18 protein-coding genes are annotated in these 15910 nt (G+C 67.8%); 10 read left to right on the top strand and 8 right to left on the bottom strand.

What is annotated here, in order from left to right; genetic code table 11:
* Positions 1 to 5: 5 nt before the first annotated feature.
* Positions 6 to 194 (bottom strand): hypothetical protein, encoded by a 189-nt coding sequence (locus ACFYPJ_RS35275; protein WP_389025695.1) that lies wholly within the window; start codon positions 192 to 194, stop codon positions 6 to 8.
* Between the two features lie 60 nt (positions 195 to 254).
* Between ACFYPJ_RS35275 and ACFYPJ_RS35270 the strand changes: the two genes are divergently transcribed.
* On the top strand, positions 255 to 740 hold the full coding sequence (locus ACFYPJ_RS35270; RefSeq protein ID WP_389025694.1) for a hypothetical protein: 486 nt from the start codon (positions 255 to 257) through the stop codon (positions 738 to 740).
* Between the two features lie 313 nt (positions 741 to 1053).
* Here ACFYPJ_RS35270 and rfbC read toward each other — a convergent pair whose 3' ends face one another.
* Positions 1054 to 1656 carry a dTDP-4-dehydrorhamnose 3,5-epimerase gene (rfbC, locus tag ACFYPJ_RS35265; protein WP_389025693.1) on the bottom strand — a complete coding sequence of 201 codons (603 nt, stop codon included), beginning with the start codon at positions 1654 to 1656 and terminating at the stop codon, positions 1054 to 1056.
* A 12-nt stretch (positions 1657 to 1668) separates the two neighbouring features.
* Positions 1669 to 2568 carry a glucose-1-phosphate thymidylyltransferase RfbA gene (gene rfbA / locus ACFYPJ_RS35260; protein WP_389025692.1) on the bottom strand — a complete coding sequence of 300 codons (900 nt, stop codon included), beginning with the start codon at positions 2566 to 2568 and terminating at the stop codon, positions 1669 to 1671.
* A 246-nt stretch (positions 2569 to 2814) separates the two neighbouring features.
* Between rfbA and ACFYPJ_RS35255 the strand changes: the two genes are divergently transcribed.
* The 5 genes from ACFYPJ_RS35255 to ACFYPJ_RS35235 all read left to right on the top strand — a co-directional run bounded on the left by ACFYPJ_RS35255 (position 2815) and on the right by ACFYPJ_RS35235 (position 8219).
* Positions 2815 to 3609, top strand: a complete 795-nt coding sequence (locus tag ACFYPJ_RS35255; RefSeq protein WP_389025691.1) for a DUF6445 family protein — start codon at positions 2815 to 2817, stop codon at positions 3607 to 3609.
* Between the two features lie 185 nt (positions 3610 to 3794).
* Positions 3795 to 4889, top strand: coding sequence for a hypothetical protein (locus tag ACFYPJ_RS35250; RefSeq protein WP_389025690.1), 1095 nt, complete (start codon positions 3795 to 3797; stop codon positions 4887 to 4889).
* Positions 4890 to 4904: 15 nt separating this feature from the next.
* A complete protein-coding gene (locus ACFYPJ_RS35245; RefSeq protein WP_389025689.1) occupies positions 4905 to 6080 on the top strand; it encodes a toxic anion resistance protein in 1176 nt (391 codons plus the stop codon).
* Positions 6080 to 7630 carry a substrate-binding domain-containing protein gene (locus ACFYPJ_RS35240; protein WP_389025747.1) on the top strand — a complete coding sequence of 517 codons (1551 nt, stop codon included), beginning with the start codon at positions 6080 to 6082 and terminating at the stop codon, positions 7628 to 7630. The genes ACFYPJ_RS35245 and ACFYPJ_RS35240 overlap by 1 nt, the downstream gene beginning before the upstream one ends.
* Positions 7617 to 8219, top strand: coding sequence for a hypothetical protein (locus ACFYPJ_RS35235; protein WP_389025688.1), 603 nt, complete (start codon positions 7617 to 7619; stop codon positions 8217 to 8219). Before ACFYPJ_RS35240 ends, ACFYPJ_RS35235 begins: the two co-directional genes overlap by 14 nt.
* A 90-nt stretch (positions 8220 to 8309) precedes the next feature.
* Here the strand turns inward: ACFYPJ_RS35235 and ACFYPJ_RS35230 are convergent, their stop codons facing one another.
* A complete protein-coding gene (locus ACFYPJ_RS35230) occupies positions 8310 to 8678 on the bottom strand; it encodes a DUF4232 domain-containing protein (protein ID WP_389025687.1) in 369 nt (122 codons plus the stop codon).
* Here ACFYPJ_RS35230 and ACFYPJ_RS35225 point away from each other — a divergent pair.
* The 4 genes from ACFYPJ_RS35225 (at position 8677) to ACFYPJ_RS35210 (ending at position 12856) form a co-directional block, all read left to right on the top strand.
* A complete protein-coding gene (locus ACFYPJ_RS35225) occupies positions 8677 to 8988 on the top strand; it encodes a hypothetical protein (RefSeq protein WP_389025686.1) in 312 nt (103 codons plus the stop codon). The two genes, ACFYPJ_RS35230 and ACFYPJ_RS35225, sit on opposite strands and share 2 nt — an antisense overlap.
* Before the next feature lie 336 nt (positions 8989 to 9324).
* Positions 9325 to 9849: a PadR family transcriptional regulator gene (locus ACFYPJ_RS35220; protein ID WP_389025685.1), complete on the top strand. Its 525-nt coding sequence runs from the start codon at positions 9325 to 9327 to the stop codon at positions 9847 to 9849.
* Positions 9846 to 10544 (top strand): ABC transporter ATP-binding protein, encoded by a 699-nt coding sequence (locus ACFYPJ_RS35215; protein ID WP_389025684.1) that lies wholly within the window; start codon positions 9846 to 9848, stop codon positions 10542 to 10544. The genes ACFYPJ_RS35220 and ACFYPJ_RS35215 overlap by 4 nt, the downstream gene beginning before the upstream one ends.
* Positions 10541 to 12856: an FtsX-like permease family protein gene (locus ACFYPJ_RS35210; protein WP_389025683.1), complete on the top strand. Its 2316-nt coding sequence runs from the start codon at positions 10541 to 10543 to the stop codon at positions 12854 to 12856. Before ACFYPJ_RS35215 ends, ACFYPJ_RS35210 begins: the two co-directional genes overlap by 4 nt.
* A 295-nt stretch (positions 12857 to 13151) precedes the next feature.
* Here the strand turns inward: ACFYPJ_RS35210 and ACFYPJ_RS35205 are convergent, their stop codons facing one another.
* From ACFYPJ_RS35205 to ACFYPJ_RS35190, 4 genes are all read right to left on the bottom strand, one after another.
* Positions 13152 to 13880: a DUF6531 domain-containing protein gene (locus ACFYPJ_RS35205; RefSeq protein ID WP_389025682.1), complete on the bottom strand. Its 729-nt coding sequence runs from the start codon at positions 13878 to 13880 to the stop codon at positions 13152 to 13154.
* A 228-nt stretch (positions 13881 to 14108) separates the two neighbouring features.
* On the bottom strand, positions 14109 to 14426 hold the full coding sequence (locus ACFYPJ_RS35200) for a hypothetical protein (RefSeq protein ID WP_389025681.1): 318 nt from the start codon (positions 14424 to 14426) through the stop codon (positions 14109 to 14111).
* 117 nt (positions 14427 to 14543) lie between these two features.
* On the bottom strand, positions 14544 to 14945 hold the full coding sequence (locus tag ACFYPJ_RS35195; protein ID WP_389025680.1) for a HEAT repeat domain-containing protein: 402 nt from the start codon (positions 14943 to 14945) through the stop codon (positions 14544 to 14546).
* Complete coding sequence (locus ACFYPJ_RS35190) at positions 14942 to 15841, bottom strand: RHS repeat-associated core domain-containing protein (protein ID WP_389025679.1); 900 nt, start codon at positions 15839 to 15841, stop codon at positions 14942 to 14944. The genes ACFYPJ_RS35195 and ACFYPJ_RS35190 overlap by 4 nt, the downstream gene beginning before the upstream one ends.
* Positions 15842 to 15910: the final 69 nt, after the last annotated feature.

The raw sequence follows: 15910 nt of genomic DNA, 5'->3' as shown, positions 1-15910 counted from the left end.
CTGCCTCACGTCGTCTTGACGCAGACCACGTAGGCGGTGATGTTGTTCGGGTTGTTGGCGGTGGTGGTGGCCGTCCACTCCGTGGGTGAGGTGGTACCACTGCCGTTCGCCGGGAAGGTCTCGACGAGGTCGCCGTTCGCGGCCAGGGCGCCGCCGCCGGTGGCGAAGTCGCCGGTGTTGCAGGAGGCCGTCACGGTCCGCCGGCCAGAGGCGGTGTTGACGTAGGTTCCAGCGACCGTACCGGTGGCACCCTGGTGACCCTGGAAGCCCTGGAAGCCTTGGAAGCCCTGGAAGCCCTGTGCACCCTGGCTGCCTGCGCCACCGCTGGCACCCTGGTGACCCTGGAAGCCCTGGTGGCCCTGGAAGCCCCGGTCGCCCTGGTGGCCCTTGTCACCCTGGAAACCCTGCGCACCTTGGAAGCCCTGCGGGCCCTGCGGGCCGGGCTTGCCCTGATGACCCTGGTGGCCTTGGTGACCCTGGTGGCCGCGGTCGCCACCCTTGGCATCGTCGCCGTACACGCCATGGTCCTTGCCGTACGCACCATCGCGGTCGCCGTACTTGCCGTCGTCGTCGCGGCGCACACCCTCGTTTCCAGCACGCAGTCCTGGAACCGCGTAGGGAACGGCACCGGCACTGCTGGACCGGTGGATCGCATCGGCAATGGCCGTCGCGCTCGGCGCGACGTTGAGCACCACCGCGACCGCACCCGCCGTCACCAGCGTGGCAGACCTCAGATTTGAACTTCGAACACTTTTCCGGCTCAAGAGAACCTTCCTCACGGGATGGGAGGGAATCACACCGCGAACGTGCACACTCAGTGCGCTTTCCACGCATGCGGATTGCGTCGCCTTTGGCAACGAACGAAGCCATTGTCAAGCGGTAGGCAATTGATTGGTTACGGCTCGCGGAACGCCTCGGACAAGGATCACCCGTGCGGCCCCAACGCATCGCATGTAACGTTTTATCAGCGTCCGAGAGCAGAAAGGGAAACCGCATAGCACCTTCCCCGCAGATTTCCCTTGTCACGGATCCCGGCCGGCCGGTCCAGAAGCATTACCTGGCATTTTCCACGAGACCACCGCGATACGCGGTGCAGTCCTTGAGGGAAGGCAGCAGTCCCTGCCGCTCGGCATCCGCCAGCGTGGGCGCCGCCGCGTCCTTCTCGGAAAGACGCGGCTCGAGATGCCCGGGCCAGTCGATGGCCAGCATCGGGTCGAGCGGATTGATTCCGTGCTCACGCTGCGGCGCGTACCCCTGGGAGCACAGATAGACGACGGTGGAATCGTCCTCCAGCGCCATGAATGCGTGGCCCAACCCTTCCGAGAGATAGACGCAGTTGTGCGTCGAGTCGTCGAGACGTACCGCCTCCCATCGCCCGAAGGTCGGGGAGCCGGTGCGGATGTCGACCACCACGTCGAGGACGGCGCCGCTCACGCAGGTGACGTACTTGGCCTGACCCGGGGGGACGGACGCGTAGTGGATGCCGCGGAGGGTCCCACGCACGGAGCGGGAACAGTTGCCCTGCGCGAGGTGGAGCCCCTGGCCGGTGGAACCGCGGAACGTGTCGTCCTTGAACCACTCGTGGAATCGGCCTCTGTCGTCCGTGAACACCCGGGGCGTGTCCACCCACGCCCCTTCGATACCGAGCTGTCTCACCTGTTCGCTCCCTCAGGATCGGCTTCGCTGGGGCATGACGCGCTGCCGGGTGTCCTCCAGCAGCCCGAGCAGATAGTGGCCGTATCCGCTCTTGAGCAGCGGCTGCGCCAACTCCCCGAGCCTGTCGTCGTCGATCAGGCCGGCCCGCCAGACCGCCTCCTCCACGCAGCCGATCTTGAAGCCCTGCCGCTCCTCGATCACCCGCACGAACTCCGACGCCTGGACCATGGAGGCGAAGGTCCCGGTGTCGAGCCAGGCGGTGCCCCGGTCGAGCCGGGTGACCTGCAGCGCCCCGGCCTCCAGATAGACCCGGTTGAGGTCGGAGATCTCCAACTCGCCCCTGGCGCTGGGCCGCAGGCCGCGGGCGATGTCCACGGCGCGGTTGTCGTAGAAGTACAGTCCGGGCACGGCGTACCGGGACTTCGGCCGGGCCGGCTTCTCCTCGATGGACAGGGCCCGGCCCTGGTGGTCGAACTCCACCACGCCGTACGCCGACGGGTTGGCGACCTGATAGGCGAACACCCTACCGCCGGTCAGATCGTCCTGCCGGGTCAGCCTGGTGCCGAGGCCGCTCCCGTGGAAGATGTTGTCGCCCAGGATCAGGGCGACCGACTCACCGCCGATGAAGTCGGCGCCCAGTACGAATGCATGAGCAATTCCCTCGGGGCGCTCCTGTGTCAGATATTCGAGGCGCAGGCCGAGTTGGCTGCCATCACCCAGCAGTCGACGAAAATGGCACTGATCCTCGGGCGTGGTGATGACCAGGATCTCCTGGATTCCGGCCATCACGAGTGTGGAAAGCGGGTAATAGACCATGGGCTTGTCGAAGACCGGCAGCAATTGCTTCGACACCGAGCGGGTCAACGGCCACAGCCGCGAGCCGGTGCCGCCGGCCAGCAGAATTCCGCGCATGGGCAGCACGATAGGTGAATTGCTCTCAAAAACGGTGACAACGGGCCTGCCGCCCACCCGTCGGCCGGTCCGGGCGAGCGGAAGATATTCCTGATCACGGCCCGGAGCCCGGGACCGCATACCGCAGCAGTATTGATCCGACGACTGCGCCGATAAGGGTACTTACGCCGTGAAACCTGGCGATTGCGAGAAGTCGCCCCGTAATCTTCGGGTGTCCATCAGCGTACGGCGAAGGAAGTCCGGCCCATGTCGTTCACCCAGGGAGAGCAGGTCAACTTCGGCGGAGAATCCGCCATCGTGCTGGAGGACCGCGGTGACGACGGTTATCTGATCTCCAGCGGCCCGGCCCGACTGCCGTTCGTGATCCCCGCCGACGTCCTGGAAGACGCACAGCGCAGGCCCGCCGCGAAGCGGTTGTTCACCCCCACCGCACCGCACCTGCTCTCCGTGGACGACTTCCTCGACGACCCGGACGAGGTACGCAGGATCGCGCTCAACACCAAATTCCACAGCGATCTGGCGTACTTCAAGGGACTGCGCAGCGACCACCGGTACCTCTGGCCCGGATTGCGCGAGGAGTTCTCGCGGCTGCTCGGCACTCCGGTCACCGAGTGGCTCGGCCACGGCGCCAACGGCGTCTTCCAGCAGACCGCACACGACGACCCGCTGGTCTGGCACCACGACACGCAGAGCTACGCCGCCGCGATCTACCTGAACCCGAACCCGCCGGCCGGCGCCGGCACGAGTTTCTGGCGCGACCGGACCTACGGCTGCCGGCGTGCGCCCCACCACCCGAAGGAAGAGGCACGCCTCGGCAGTCCGGAGGCCGTCGAGGCGGCGCGTTCGGTCGTCTACGACGCGTACAACATCCAGCACGAGGACAACTGGGAGCTGATCGAGTCCATCTCCGGTCAGTACAACCGACTGGTGATCTGGGACGCGAAGCTGATGCACTCGGCCACGTCGTACGAGCACTTCGCCGGCAAGGACGACGGCACGCACCGTCTGGTGCAACTCTTCTTCTTCGACATCGCCGTCTGAGCGGACGGGGCGCCTCGGCCCGGACCGGCGACGGCCGGATGCGCACAGGGCGCCCGCACGTTGGACCAACTCCCCACAGCAGCAAGGGGAATGACCGATTCCCGTTGCATAACGGGATCGGTCCGACACCCCTCGTTCATCCACGCAGCTACTGAACGTTGAATTCCGGGAGCAGTGTCCCCGGCGTGAGACGTATAGCGGGAATAGTCCTCGCGGTGCTCCTGGTCGGCGGTGTGGTGGCGGCCGTCGCGCTGGGCCGTCAGGGCCGACAGGATCCACAGGGCGGGGACAAGGGCACGGCAACGAAGACCGTGCAGGGAGTGATCGGATCGGAGAAGGCCGAGTTCTTCGCCGATCCCACCGTGGTGAAGGCCCTCGCCGCCAAGGGCTTCACCGTCAAGACCGAGGCGTCCGGGTCATGGGCGATGGAGGACCTCGACCTCAAGGGGTACGACTTCGCCTTCCCGTCCAGCCAGGCCCCGGCCGACGCGCTGGCCGGGAAGTACCACGCGCGCCAGCCGCTGCCGCGCCCCTTCTACTCGCCGCTCGTCGTCGTGGCGCACCGCAACGCGGCCGACGTGCTCGCCGCGAACGGGCTGGCCACGCTCGCCGGCAAGAGCCGCGGCACCCTGAAGATGGGCGCCTACCTCGACGCCGCCGCCCACGACCGGACCTGGCAGCAGCTCAAGGGGGCCGCCCGGCACACCGAGCTGACGGGCACCCTCTACATCACCAGCACCGACCCGGAGTCCTCCAACTCCGGCGCGCTCTACCTGGCGGACGCCTCCTACGTGGCGGGCGGCGGCAAGGTGGCCGCGAGCACGGCCGACATCGACCGCACCGCACCGCTGCTGCACAAGCTGATCGCCGTGCAGGGCGCCCAGCAGTCCAGCTCGGACGGGCCTTTCCGGGACTTCATCAGCGGGGCCGGCAATCCGCTGGTGCTGGTGTACGAGTCACAGGTCGCCACGCTCCTGCGCGAACAGCACTCGGTCGACGACCTGGTCGTCCTCTACCCGGACACCACCGTCAACAGCGACCACACCGTCGTCCCGCTGACCGACGCGGGCCGCGAACTCGGTGACCTGCTCAGCACCGACCCGGCCCTGCGCAAGCTGGCCGTCCAGCACGGCTTCCGCCCGCAGGGCGACACCGCCGAGTTCGTCTCGGCCACGGCCGACGACGCCGCCTATCTCAACCAGAAGCTGACCGGAGTCCGGCAGGCGCCCGTGCCCACCTCCGAGGTGCTGCACCAGATGGCACGCCGGGCCCGCGGATAAGGGGGAATCTTCCAAGTGACCAGTGCCGACAGCGATTTCACGCTCATCCCGCCCGAGGCCGTGGCCCCCGTGCCCCGGGAGAAGGCCGGCGGTCTCGTGCCCGTCGACGACAGCGTCCGTACCGACATGGCCCGCAAGGCCGCCGCGTACATCGAGGGACTGGCCGCCCTCGACTCCCGCTCGCCCGAGTTCGCGGGCAAGGTCGGGGAGATCACGGGCCTCGGCTCCGGCGAGATGCGCAGCGCCGCCGCCCAGTCCAACCGCATGCTGGAACGCGCCGTCAACAGCCTGCCGAGCAAGGGCGGCGACGCCCAGTCCAAGGTGGCCGGATCGCTCGTCGAACTCCGCCGGGTCGTCGAGGACCTGGACCCCCGCGACCTGCCCGTGAACAAGGGCCGCAAGTTCCTGTCCAAGCTGCCCGGCGGCAACAGGCTGCGCGACCACGTCGCCAAGTACGCCTCCGCGCAGGGCACCCTGAACAAGATCGTCGGCTCGCTGCGCGGCGGCCAGGACGAGCTGCGCCGCGACAACGCCGCGCTGCAGACCGAGCGGGTGCGGCTGTGGGAGACCATGGGCAAGCTCCAGGAGTACGTGGTCCTGACCGAGGCCCTGGACTCGGCCGTCGAGTCGCACATAACCGTTGTGGAGGCCGGCGATCCGCAGCAGGCCGACGCCCTCCGCGCGGACGTGCTCTTCCCGGTCCGGCAGAAGCACCAGGACCTGCTGACCCAGCTCGCGGTGTGCGCCCAGGGCTACCTGTCCATGGACGTCGTACGCCGCAACAACGACGAGCTGATCAAGGGCGTCGACCGTGCGGCCACCACGACCGTCTCGGCGCTGCGCATCTCCGTGATGCTGGCCTCCGCCCTGGACAACCAGAAGAAGGTCATCGAGCAGGTCAACGCGTTGCGCGGGACGACCGAGGACCTGATCCGCGGCAACGCGGAGATGCTGAGCACGCAGAGCGGGGAGATCCAGCGGATCGCCGCCGACCCGGCCGTCGGTGCCGAGACCCTGCGGTCCGCCTTCCAGCAGATCTACCGCACCCTGGACGCGATCGACACCTACAAGGTCCAGGCGACCGAGGCGATGGCGACGACCGTCGAGAACCTCACCGCGGAACTCCAGCACGCCAGTGGCTATCTGGAGCGCAGCCGGAACCGGGGCGCCCTGGACGGGGGCCTTGCGTGATACGACGACGCCTCGCCGTCCTCGCGACCGCCGCCGCCCTGCTGACCGGCTGCACGTCCACCCAGGGGTCCAAGGACGACAAGGACGGCTCGGACGGCGACCGGGCCAGGCCCGGCACCGTACGCCTCCTCGCCTCCAGCGAACTCTCCGACATGGCGCCGGTGCTCGACCGGATCCGCAAGGACACCGGCATCACCGTCAAGCCCACCTACATGGGCACCCTCGACGCGATCACCCTGGTGGCGAAGGGACTGACCGACGGCAAGTACGACGCGCTGTGGCTGTCCTCGGACGACTACCTGCGGCTGCGTCCGGAGGCGACGAAGAAGGTCGTCTCCGAGACGCCGATCATGTCGAGTCCGGTCGCGATCGGCATCCCGCAGCCGGTGCTGAACCGGCTGCACTGGAAACCGTCGGACGTCACCTGGGCCCGGCTCGAACAGGCCGTGCAGGACGGGAAGCTGACGTACGGCATGACCGACCCGCTGCGCTCCAACTCCGGTTTCTCCGCACTGGTCTCGGTCGCCTCCGCCCTCTCCGGTGCCCAGTCCGCGCTGACCGACGCGGATGTCGCGAAGGCGGCACCGCGGCTCAAGGAGTTCTTCAAGGGCCAGCAGCTGACCTCGGGTTCGTCGGGCTGGCTGGCGCAGGCGTACGAGCGGCGGGGCAACGTCGGCGCCCTGCTCAACTACGAGTCCGTCCTCAAGGGCATCCCGGGCCTGACCGTCATCCGGCCCACCGACGGTGTGATCACCGCCGACTACCCGCTCTCCTCCCTCGCCTCCGCGGGTGCCACCGCACGACAGGACGTACGCCGGCTCACCGACGCACTGCGCACCGACTCCGTGCAGCGCATGATCACCGAGAAGACGCACCGCCGTCCGGTCGTCCCTTCGGTGAAGCCGGCCGCGGGCCTCGACACCGGGCGGCGGCGCGAACTGCCCTTCCCCGGCACCCGTTCCGTCGCCGACGGGCTGGTCGACGCGTACGAGAACAAGCTGCGCCGCCCCTCACGCACGGTGTACGTACTCGACACCTCGGGCTCGATGAGGGGCGACCGGCTGGCCCGGCTGAAGAAGGCCCTGACCGATCTCACCGGGGACTTCCGCGAACGCGAGGAGGTCACCCTGATGCCGTTCGGGTCGGACGTGAAAAGCGTGCGCACCCACGTGGTCGGCCCGGCGGACCCGCAGCGTGGCCTCGACGCCATCCGCACGGACACCGAAGCGCTGACCGCGCAGGGCGAAACCGCCGTCTACACCTCACTGGAGAAGGCGTACCAGCACCTGGGCAGCGGCGGCGACACCTTCACCTCGATCGTGCTGATGACGGACGGCCAGAACACCACCGGCGCGAAGGCCGGGGAGTTCGACGCCTTCTACCGCGGGCTCGACCGGGCCGGGCGCGAGACGCCGGTCTTCCCCATCCTCTTCGGTGACTCCGACCGGGCGGAGCTGACGCACATCGCCGACCTGACCGGCGGCCGGCTGTTCGACGCCCGTACGGGCTCGCTCGACGGCGCCTTCGAGGAGATCCGTGGCTACCAGTAGGTTCGTGCGCTATCTGGAGTCCGGCAAGAACATCGCGGGCGGCGCCGGCGGCCTCGCGGGGCTCGTGCTGACCTTCACCGGGGTGGCCGGACCGTACTGGCCGGTCGTGGTGGCCGGGCTGTACGGGGCGGGCGCGCTGATCGCCCCGCCGGAGCGCCCCGCGGTGCCGGACTTCCCGGACCCAACCGCCCAGCTCGACGAGTTGCGCGGCGACTACGAGAAGCTGCGCGGCTATCTCGCGGACATCGAACTGCCGCCCGCCGCGGCCGGCCGGCTCACCGAGCTGACCGAGCTACTGACCGCCCTGCTGGACCCGGGCTGGGTCACCGAGGTGCTGGCCCAGGACCCGGAGGGCCTGCACGCGCTGGCGCGGGCCGTACGGCAGGACATCCCGGAGGCGGTCGACACGTTCGTCCGCACCCGGTGGTGGACCCGGCTGACGCCGGGCACCGAACCGCCGGAACGGCATCTGGAACGACAGCTCACCCTGCTGCACGAGGAAGCCGAACGACTGGCGTCGGCGCTGCGCGAGGCGGAGGCACGGCGGCAGGAGTCGCACACGCGGTACCTGGAGGAACGGTCGGACTGAGGGCGGGGGCGGGCCGCGACCCCCGGGGGTGGGCTGAGGCCGGGGGTCGAACTGAGGCCGGGGGTCGGGCTGAGCCCCAGGGTGTGGCGGCTACTTGCCCGCGCCGACCGCGTTGACGGTGATGCCACCGTTGCTGGGCTGGTCGGGGTTGTCGACGGGGACGTTGATGGACGCGCTGAGGGTCTTGGAGTGGGTCTCGTTGGGCGGGGTGACGATCAGGGTGGTGAACGTGAAGCCGGTGCCGCCGCTGTTGTTGAACGGGTAGTTCAGGACGAACTCGGTCTTCTCACCGGGGGCCAGCTTGACGGTGGGAACGTCGGAGTTGCTGCGGTCGGCGCTGACGGTGGTGTCCGAGCCGTTCGAGAGGTCGACGCCCGGGAAACCGTGCATCGTGCAGGTGCTGGAGCCGCTGTTCGTGAGGCTGACGATCTCCTGACCCTCACCCGAGATGCCGTGCATGGCGGAGAAAGTGAGGTTCGCGGTCTTGCACATACCGCCGGATGCGGAACCGGAACCCGAACCGGAAGACCCGGAGCCGCCGGTTGTGCCGCCGCTGTTGGAACCGCTGCCGGAGGAACCACTGCCCGAGGACCCGCTGCCGGAGGTGCCGTTCTGGTCGGCTGCGCCGCCGGACGCCGACGCCGACGCCGACGCCGAACCGGCGACGCCGGCTTCGCTGGGGTTGCAGGCCGTCAGGGACAGGCCGGCGGCCGCGACGACGAGGGCGAGAACTGAGAGCTTCTTGTTGCTGCGCATCGCTTCTCCGTAGGTCGGGATTCCGGCCCACCACCCGGTGCGGGCCCTTCTGCGCAGTTGGAGGGCGGCGGAACAGGAGTTGTTCGCAGGCGGGCCGGGCCAGCACACTCCTGTGACAAACGGGCGGTCTGACCGCGACATACCTCACGCGGTGTCCACATCCGACGCGGGCCCCGTGAGCGCCACCGGGCCGGTTCGAACCAGCCGTCCGCGGTCTTCACGCATTCCCAGCCCCTTCCGTTGCCCAGCCCCGGCCCTGATTTTCCGGAGCCTTGCCGGATTCTCAGCCCGTCGGCCCCGCCAATCCGCCGATTGACGCCGAGTAGATACTGAGTGTAGACACTGAGGTATGACTGTCCCACTGGCACTTCTCGGACTCCTCGAACGGGAGTCGAGCCACGGCTACGACCTCAAGCGCGACTACGACACCTACTTCGGCCGGGGCAAGCCGCTGCCCGCCGGGCAGGTCTACTCGACCCTGGGCCGCCTCGCCCGCGACGGAAAGGTCGAGGCCGGCGAGACCGAGCCCGGGTCCGGACCGGACCGCAAGCGCTACGTGATCACCGAACTGGGGGTCACGCAGGTCGAGACCTGGCTGACCGAACCGGTCGCGGGTGAACCGCACCTTCAGACGGTGCTGTTCACCAAGGTCGTACTGGCGCTGCTGCTGGAGCGCGACCCTCGCGCGTACCTCGACATCCAGCGCGCCTCCCACATGGAGCGGATGCGGGAGCTGACGGAACTGCGCCGGTCCGGCAGCACGATCGACTCGCTGCTCTCCGATCACGGCGTGTACCACCTGGAGGCCGATCTGCGGTGGATGGACCAGACCGTGGCACGTCTCGGCGCCCTGGCGGCGGAGGTGCGCTCATGAGATCGGACGACGGCTTCCTCGTAGAAGCGCGCGACGCAGTCCTGTCGTTCGGGCAGACGCCCGCGTTGCAGGGTGCGGACTTCTCGGCGCGGGCCGGCGAGATCCTCGCCGTCACCGGACCGAGCGGCTCCGGCAAGTCCACCCTGCTGCACTGCCTGGCCGGGATCCTCGTACCCGAATCCGGCGAGATCTGGTTCGACGGCCGCCGCGTCGACACCATGCGCGAGCCCGAGCGCAGCGCGCTGCGCCGGGACCACTTCGGCTTCGTCTTCCAGTTCGGTCAGCTCGTCCCCGAGCTGACCGCCGAGGAGAACGTCGCCCTGCCGCTGCTGCTCGCCAAGTCCCGCAGGTCGAGCGCGCTGGCCGAGGCCCGGCCGTGGTTCGGGCGGCTCGGTCTGGACGGTCTTGAGGGTCGCCGGTCGGGCGAACTCTCCGGCGGGCAGGCACAGCGCGTCGCCCTCGCCCGCGCCCTGGTCTCCCGGCCCAGGGTGCTGTTCGCCGACGAACCGACCGGATCGCTCGACTCGCTCACCGGCGAACACGTGATGGACCTGCTGGTCGCCTCCGTGCGCGAGGAGGGCACCTCGGTCGTCCTCGTCACCCACGAGCCGCGGGTGGCCGCCTTCGCGAGCCGCGAAGTCATCGTCCGCGACGGCAAGGTGACGCCGCTGTCCGTCGGGCGGCTCGCCTCGTGATCCGCCTCGGCCTGCGCCTGACCCTGAGCGGCGGCAGGGAGGCGGCCTCCCGTCTCGCCGTCATCGCGACCGCCGTCGCCCTCGGTGTCGGTCTGCTGCTGGGTATCCTGGCGGCCGTCAACGCCACCGCCACCCAGAACAGCCGGAACGCCTGGCTCAACACCGGCACCGGCACCGGGACCGGGACCGGCACGAGCGAGTCGAGCCGGTCGACGGCGAAGACGGGCGCGGACCCGCTGTGGTGGCTGCTCAGGGCGGACCGGTTCGACGGCGAAACCATCGGCCGCGTCGACGTCGCCGCCACCGGCCCCGACTCCCCCATCCCACCGGGACTCCCGCGCCTTCCCGGGCCGGGCGAGTTCTACGCCTCACCGGCCCTCGGCAAGATCCTCCGCTCCACCCCGGCCGCCGAACTCGCCGACCGCTATCCCGGCCGGCAGGTCGGCACGGTCGGCAAGGCGGCGCTCCCGGGCCCAGACTCCCTGCTCGTCGTCATCGGCCACCGCCCCGGCCAACTCGCGAAGCAGCCCGGCGCCACCCGGGTCACCTCGATCACCGCCGTGACACCGAGCAGTTGCAACGGCACGAACTGCACGGTCAGGACGGGCATCGACAGCAGCGGCATCAAGCTCATACTCTCCGTCGCGGGCACCGCGCTGATCTTCCCCGTGCTCATCCTCATCGGCACGGCCACCCGGCTGGCAGCCGCCCGCCGTGAGCAGCGCTTCGCCGCGATGCGCCTGGTGGGCGCCACGCCGCGGCAGATCTCGATGATCTCGGCCGTCGAGTCGACGGCCGCCGCACTCATCGGCACGGCCCTCGGCTTCGGCCTCTTCGCCCTCTTCCGTACGCAACTGACGGCGGTCGACCTCACGGGTACGCGGTACTTCGCCGACGATCTCACGCTCGGCGCCGGTGACATCCTTCTCGTCGCCGTCGCCGTCCCGGTAGGAGCGGCTATTGCGGCCCGGATCGCCCTGCGCCGCGTGCAGGTCTCCCCGCTCGGGGTCACCCGGCGCGTCACGCCGCGCCCGCCGCGGGTCCACCGGGTGATCCCGCTGGCCGCCGGTATCGCCGAACTCTCGTACGTCATCGGCCGGGTGCCCAGGAGCACCAACGGCCAGATCCTGGTCTTCGTCCCGGGCATCCTGCTGGTCCTGACCGGACTCGTCATCGCCGGCCCCTGGCTGACCATGGCCGGAGCCCGCGTGCTGGCCCGGTTCACCAGCCGGCCCGCGCTGCTCGTGGCGGGCCGGCGGCTCGCGGACGACCCGAAGGCCGGCTTCCGGGCGGTCAGCGGGCTGGTGCTCGCCCTGTGCGTCACCAGCACGGCCGTCGGGATCATCGGCTCGCTGAACGCCGAGCGCGGGATCCCGCAGGCCGGCAAGACGGTGGCCGGCGCCTTGGGCGGCCACTACACCCAGGGCTTCGACGGCGCCACCGGACGCGAGACCGGCAGCGTGCCCCCGCTGTCGAAGGCCGCGCTCGGCGACCTGAACTCGGTACCGGGCGTCACGGGCGTGCTGATGATCCACACGAACCCGCTCGGCACCCCGGACCCGGCCGACCAGGACTCCGACGGTTCAGCGTCACCGCTGGTGGCCGGCCTGGCCTCCTGCGCTGAGCTGGCGAAAATGCCGGCCCACAGTGCCTGCGCCTCCGGAGCCGAAGCGGCGTCGGTCACCCAGAACTACGGCACCTTCGGCACGTACGACTGGGAGCACTGGCCCACGGCATGGCCCGCCGCCGGCATCTCCGCCCAGCGGCTGGCCCGCCTCCCGGTCCAGGAGATCGTCGTGGCCACCGACGGATCGGCGTCGGCGATCGAACGCGCGCGCACCATCCTCACGAACACCTATCCCGGCCAGGACGTCCCACGGACCGTCCGCGAGGACCATGCCGAACGGGGCGGACAGTTGGCCGGGTACCGGCAACTGGCCGACGTCGTCATCCTGGTCAGTTTCCCCATCGCGGGTTGCAGCCTGGCGGTGAGCGTGGCCGGGGGCCTGCGCGACCGCAAGCGCCCCTTCAGCCTGCTGCGGCTGACCGGCGTCCAGCTCGGGGTGCTCCGCCGGGTGGTGCTGCTGGAGAGCGCGGTCCCGCTCCTGGTGGTGTCCGTGGTGGCGATCGGAACGGGCTTCCTGGCCGCCCAGCTGTTCTTGCAGGCCCAGTTCAGGTACTCGATCCAGGCACCGGGGATCCAGTACTACGCGATCGTGCTCGCCGGGCTCATCGTCTCGCTGGGGGTCATCGCATCCACGATGCCGCTGCTCAGACGCATCACGGGACCCGAAACGGCACGCAACGAGTAGCGGGAACGGGGGACGGCTCGGACGGGCGGAGTGCGACTCGTCCGGGCCGACCTCCGTTCCGGCGCAGTCGATGCGTGGCCACGAGCAAGATGAGCAGCCCGTGATCCACAGAATCCGACGATTGCTCGCCCCTGCCCGCAGGCCGCCGATCGCGCGATGCAATCACGCGCTCGTTCGCCCGAGTTGAAGCGGTCGGGCCTGGACATGTGCAACATACGAGCCAGGGCCTCCCGGAAGGGCACAATCCGATTCGGATCCGCGAGCTGCTGAGAGGCCCTGGCTCTTCAGACGTGGATCAGGAGATGAGCTGTCCCTGTGCGTCGTAGGCGTATGTCCGCACGCTTCCGTCGACGCCTGCCACCCTGGTCAGATAGCCCTGGCTGCTGTAGACGTACGTAACGACGCCGCCGACGAAGGTGACACGCAGGAGTCGCCCCTCGCTATCGGTGGAGAAGGCCGCCGCGTGTCCCTCCGCATCAGTGACGGAGGCTATCCGACCGGTCGGGGTGTAGACGAGTTGCAAACCTTCGTCGGCCGCGTTCAGCCAATGGGTGAGACGTCCGGTCGCGTCGAATTCGCGGGACGAACCGTCCTGGGAGACGAGGGAGTAGCCCGCGTTTGCCGCGGCCGTCAGCGCATACTGCGCACCCGCCGGCGCGGTGTACGAACCGTCGGCCTGTCGAGTGAAGACGGTGTCGGTGCCGTCCGCCTCATCGAGGGTCACCGTGTTCGCGGATGGAACCAGTCTGGCTTCGAGACTGAGTCTCCAGCCTTTGCCCAGCAGACCCGCTGGTGCCTCCGGGTCCCAGTGATAAAAGCGGGTGAGGCTGAAGGGGAAACCCGCGCTGGCGACCTCGGCGTCCACCGCCCGTACGTCGCCCGCGGCCTGGTGTACCAGTTGCTGCCGCTGAATGTGCGCCTCGGACAGCGGCTCTGCCGTAGCTGTTTGCGCGGCGGCCCCACCGAGTATTGCCAACGCTCCACCGATGGCGACGAAAACATTCGGGCGTATACCTAAAACCATGAGCCACTTCCTAGTTCCAGTGAACCGAATGAATCAAGCGAGAGAAGTGTGGCATCTTACGATCGCTCTGCACTAGAGAATTTGAGGCAGATTTTTCGTCAGCCGCGCCTTGCGTGAAGATCTCACACCAACGGACTGTGAGCCGCACCCATCAAACTCCGTATATTCATCCTGGCGTAACATCATCCAGAATAAGTGAGATCCTCAACCATTCCACACCGGGAATCTTCATGTCAGCATTCCTGTGGCGATGGCGACAAATTCCCATCCTGACATGAAAAGCTCGCCCACACTAAACATGGTCCAAGGTCTGGCCACCGACCAACCAGCAGCGAGTATCCGGCAAAGCAATTGCCCCGGATACTCCTCCTTGTCCAGCAGGATCGGAAAGCGAACGTCCTGGAGCTTGCTGTCCTTCCAGTATTCTTTGCTGTTGCCCTCGCCGAGTTCCAGAGGAAACTCGCCAACGACTCTTGAGATCAACCGACTCAGCGCTCGCTGGTTTGAAAGCCGAAGAAGAGCTTGAAGCTCGGCTACTCCACGCATCGACACCCTCCGTGACCGTTCCAGGTGCATGAGGGTCAATACCATGAGGCGCTTCCCGCGCTCTACTTCGCATCCACGGGAAGCGCCTCATCTCAGATCCGAGAGTGCACCCTGAGGTCAGTAATCGTTCCTGATCCGCTCCTGCGCCACCTCTCGGATCACATCCCAATCATCCGACCGCAAATCTTCCAGAACAGTTTTGGGCACGCGCTTGTGGCGGGCGACGGTTAGTCTGACAGATTCATCGGGATCCATCGCCAATTCCTTGAGAATGTCGGCGGTCAGCTTGCGTTTCATCGCGACCATGGACCTGACCCTTGGATCAGGATCGATTGCAAGCACCCTGAGAATCTCCAGGGGAACCGTCTTGTTGTGCGCGACCGAGAAACGGGCGTCCGGATAGCGGTCGACCACTTCTCTCCACACTTCCAGAGACGCCGGCTCTGTGTTTGCCCTATAATACTCGTCAGGGTCGTCACTGGAGCACAGCCTCAGGAACTCCTCGACTGACTCGATCATTTCGCTACGCCCCTCAGTTGACTCCAGGGGATGAATCGACCTGTTTCGCCTTTCCACTTGTGTTCCATGTAGGTACCGTATCGATCTGCGTCCGCGATCCATTCCAGCCCCTTCTTGGTCTCTCGGTAGACCTTGAAGGTAGAACCTCCGTGTCCCGTAATGTCCGATGTCCACCATGTTGCATCCGAACTGCTCTTATAGAACGTCGTCTTGAAGGGACCGCCCTTCATGATCTTAGAGGAGCCTTCGGCGGTGAGCCTCCACAATCCGCGCTCGGCAACCTCTGCTGCGAACCTCTTCCCACCACCAGTGACAGGGAAGGGCACCATGCTTGCATAGAGGCCCACGTTGTAGGCCGGCGGGCAGGTGATCTGGGCGCCGGTGAGGTAGCTGAATCCGCCGAGGGTCAAGCCGTCGAGGAGCCCGATACCGGTGTTGCCGAAGACCTCGACGCCTGCTTTGGTGAGGTTGTCGGAGAGGGCTTTGGCCGACTGGGCGGCGGGGGATTTGGCGGCGGTTTCGCGGTCTTCCTGGGCGCAGTTGTTGTTCCAGCCGAAGTTTCCGGTGAAGAGGTCCTTCATCTGCGTGGTGATGCTGCACATGCCGCTCGGGTCGGTGCGGCTGGTCGGCCTGTTCTCTACGTAGGCGTACGGCTGCGTGTAGGGGGTGGTCGCGTCCGGGACGTACGGGTCACGGCTGGTGAAGCGGCCGGTGTCCGGGTCGTAGTTTCGGGCGCGGAGGTTGATTACCGTGGCGACCGCGTCGTAGTCGTGCTTGATGGTCTGTTCGGTGTACTCGCCGGTGAACCCGAATGGGTTGGACGGTGCTTCCTCGGCGCCCTTGTTGAAGTTGGTGGGGTATTCACCGAAGTGAAGCTTCCCCTTGTGACTGGACACCTGGAGACTGGGACATGAGGTTCCAGAGGAAGTAGTGCCAGGTGGGTAGTCAGTACTCGAAGCGGTATT

It is taken from the genome of Streptomyces sp. NPDC006012 (assembly GCF_042871185.1).
Classification (GTDB): domain Bacteria; phylum Actinomycetota; class Actinomycetes; order Streptomycetales; family Streptomycetaceae; genus Streptomyces.
The sequence above is the reverse complement of the archived record's forward strand: the minus strand, read 5'-3'. Positions and strand labels throughout refer to the sequence as shown.

What these genes read in the sequence shown, in the direction of transcription:
- rfbA (WP_389025692.1), bottom strand. Translation starts at nt 2,568, where the DNA reads ATGCGCGGAATTCTGCTGGCCGGCGGCACCGGCTCGCGGCTGTGGCCG.
- ACFYPJ_RS35255 (WP_389025691.1), top strand. Translation starts at nt 2,815, where the DNA reads ATGTCGTTCACCCAGGGAGAGCAGGTCAACTTCGGCGGAGAATCCGCC.
- ACFYPJ_RS35225 (WP_389025686.1), top strand. Translation starts at nt 8,677, where the DNA reads ATGGCGGAGAAAGTGAGGTTCGCGGTCTTGCACATACCGCCGGATGCG.
- ACFYPJ_RS35230 (WP_389025687.1), bottom strand. Translation starts at nt 8,678, where the DNA reads ATGCACGGCATCTCGGGTGAGGGTCAGGAGATCGTCAGCCTCACGAAC.
- ACFYPJ_RS35220 (WP_389025685.1), top strand. Translation starts at nt 9,325, where the DNA reads ATGACTGTCCCACTGGCACTTCTCGGACTCCTCGAACGGGAGTCGAGC.
- ACFYPJ_RS35215 (WP_389025684.1), top strand. Translation starts at nt 9,846, where the DNA reads ATGAGATCGGACGACGGCTTCCTCGTAGAAGCGCGCGACGCAGTCCTG.
- ACFYPJ_RS35205 (WP_389025682.1), bottom strand. Translation starts at nt 13,880, where the DNA reads ATGGTTTTAGGTATACGCCCGAATGTTTTCGTCGCCATCGGTGGAGCG.
- ACFYPJ_RS35200 (WP_389025681.1), bottom strand. Translation starts at nt 14,426, where the DNA reads ATGCGTGGAGTAGCCGAGCTTCAAGCTCTTCTTCGGCTTTCAAACCAG.
- ACFYPJ_RS35195 (WP_389025680.1), bottom strand. Translation starts at nt 14,945, where the DNA reads ATGATCGAGTCAGTCGAGGAGTTCCTGAGGCTGTGCTCCAGTGACGAC.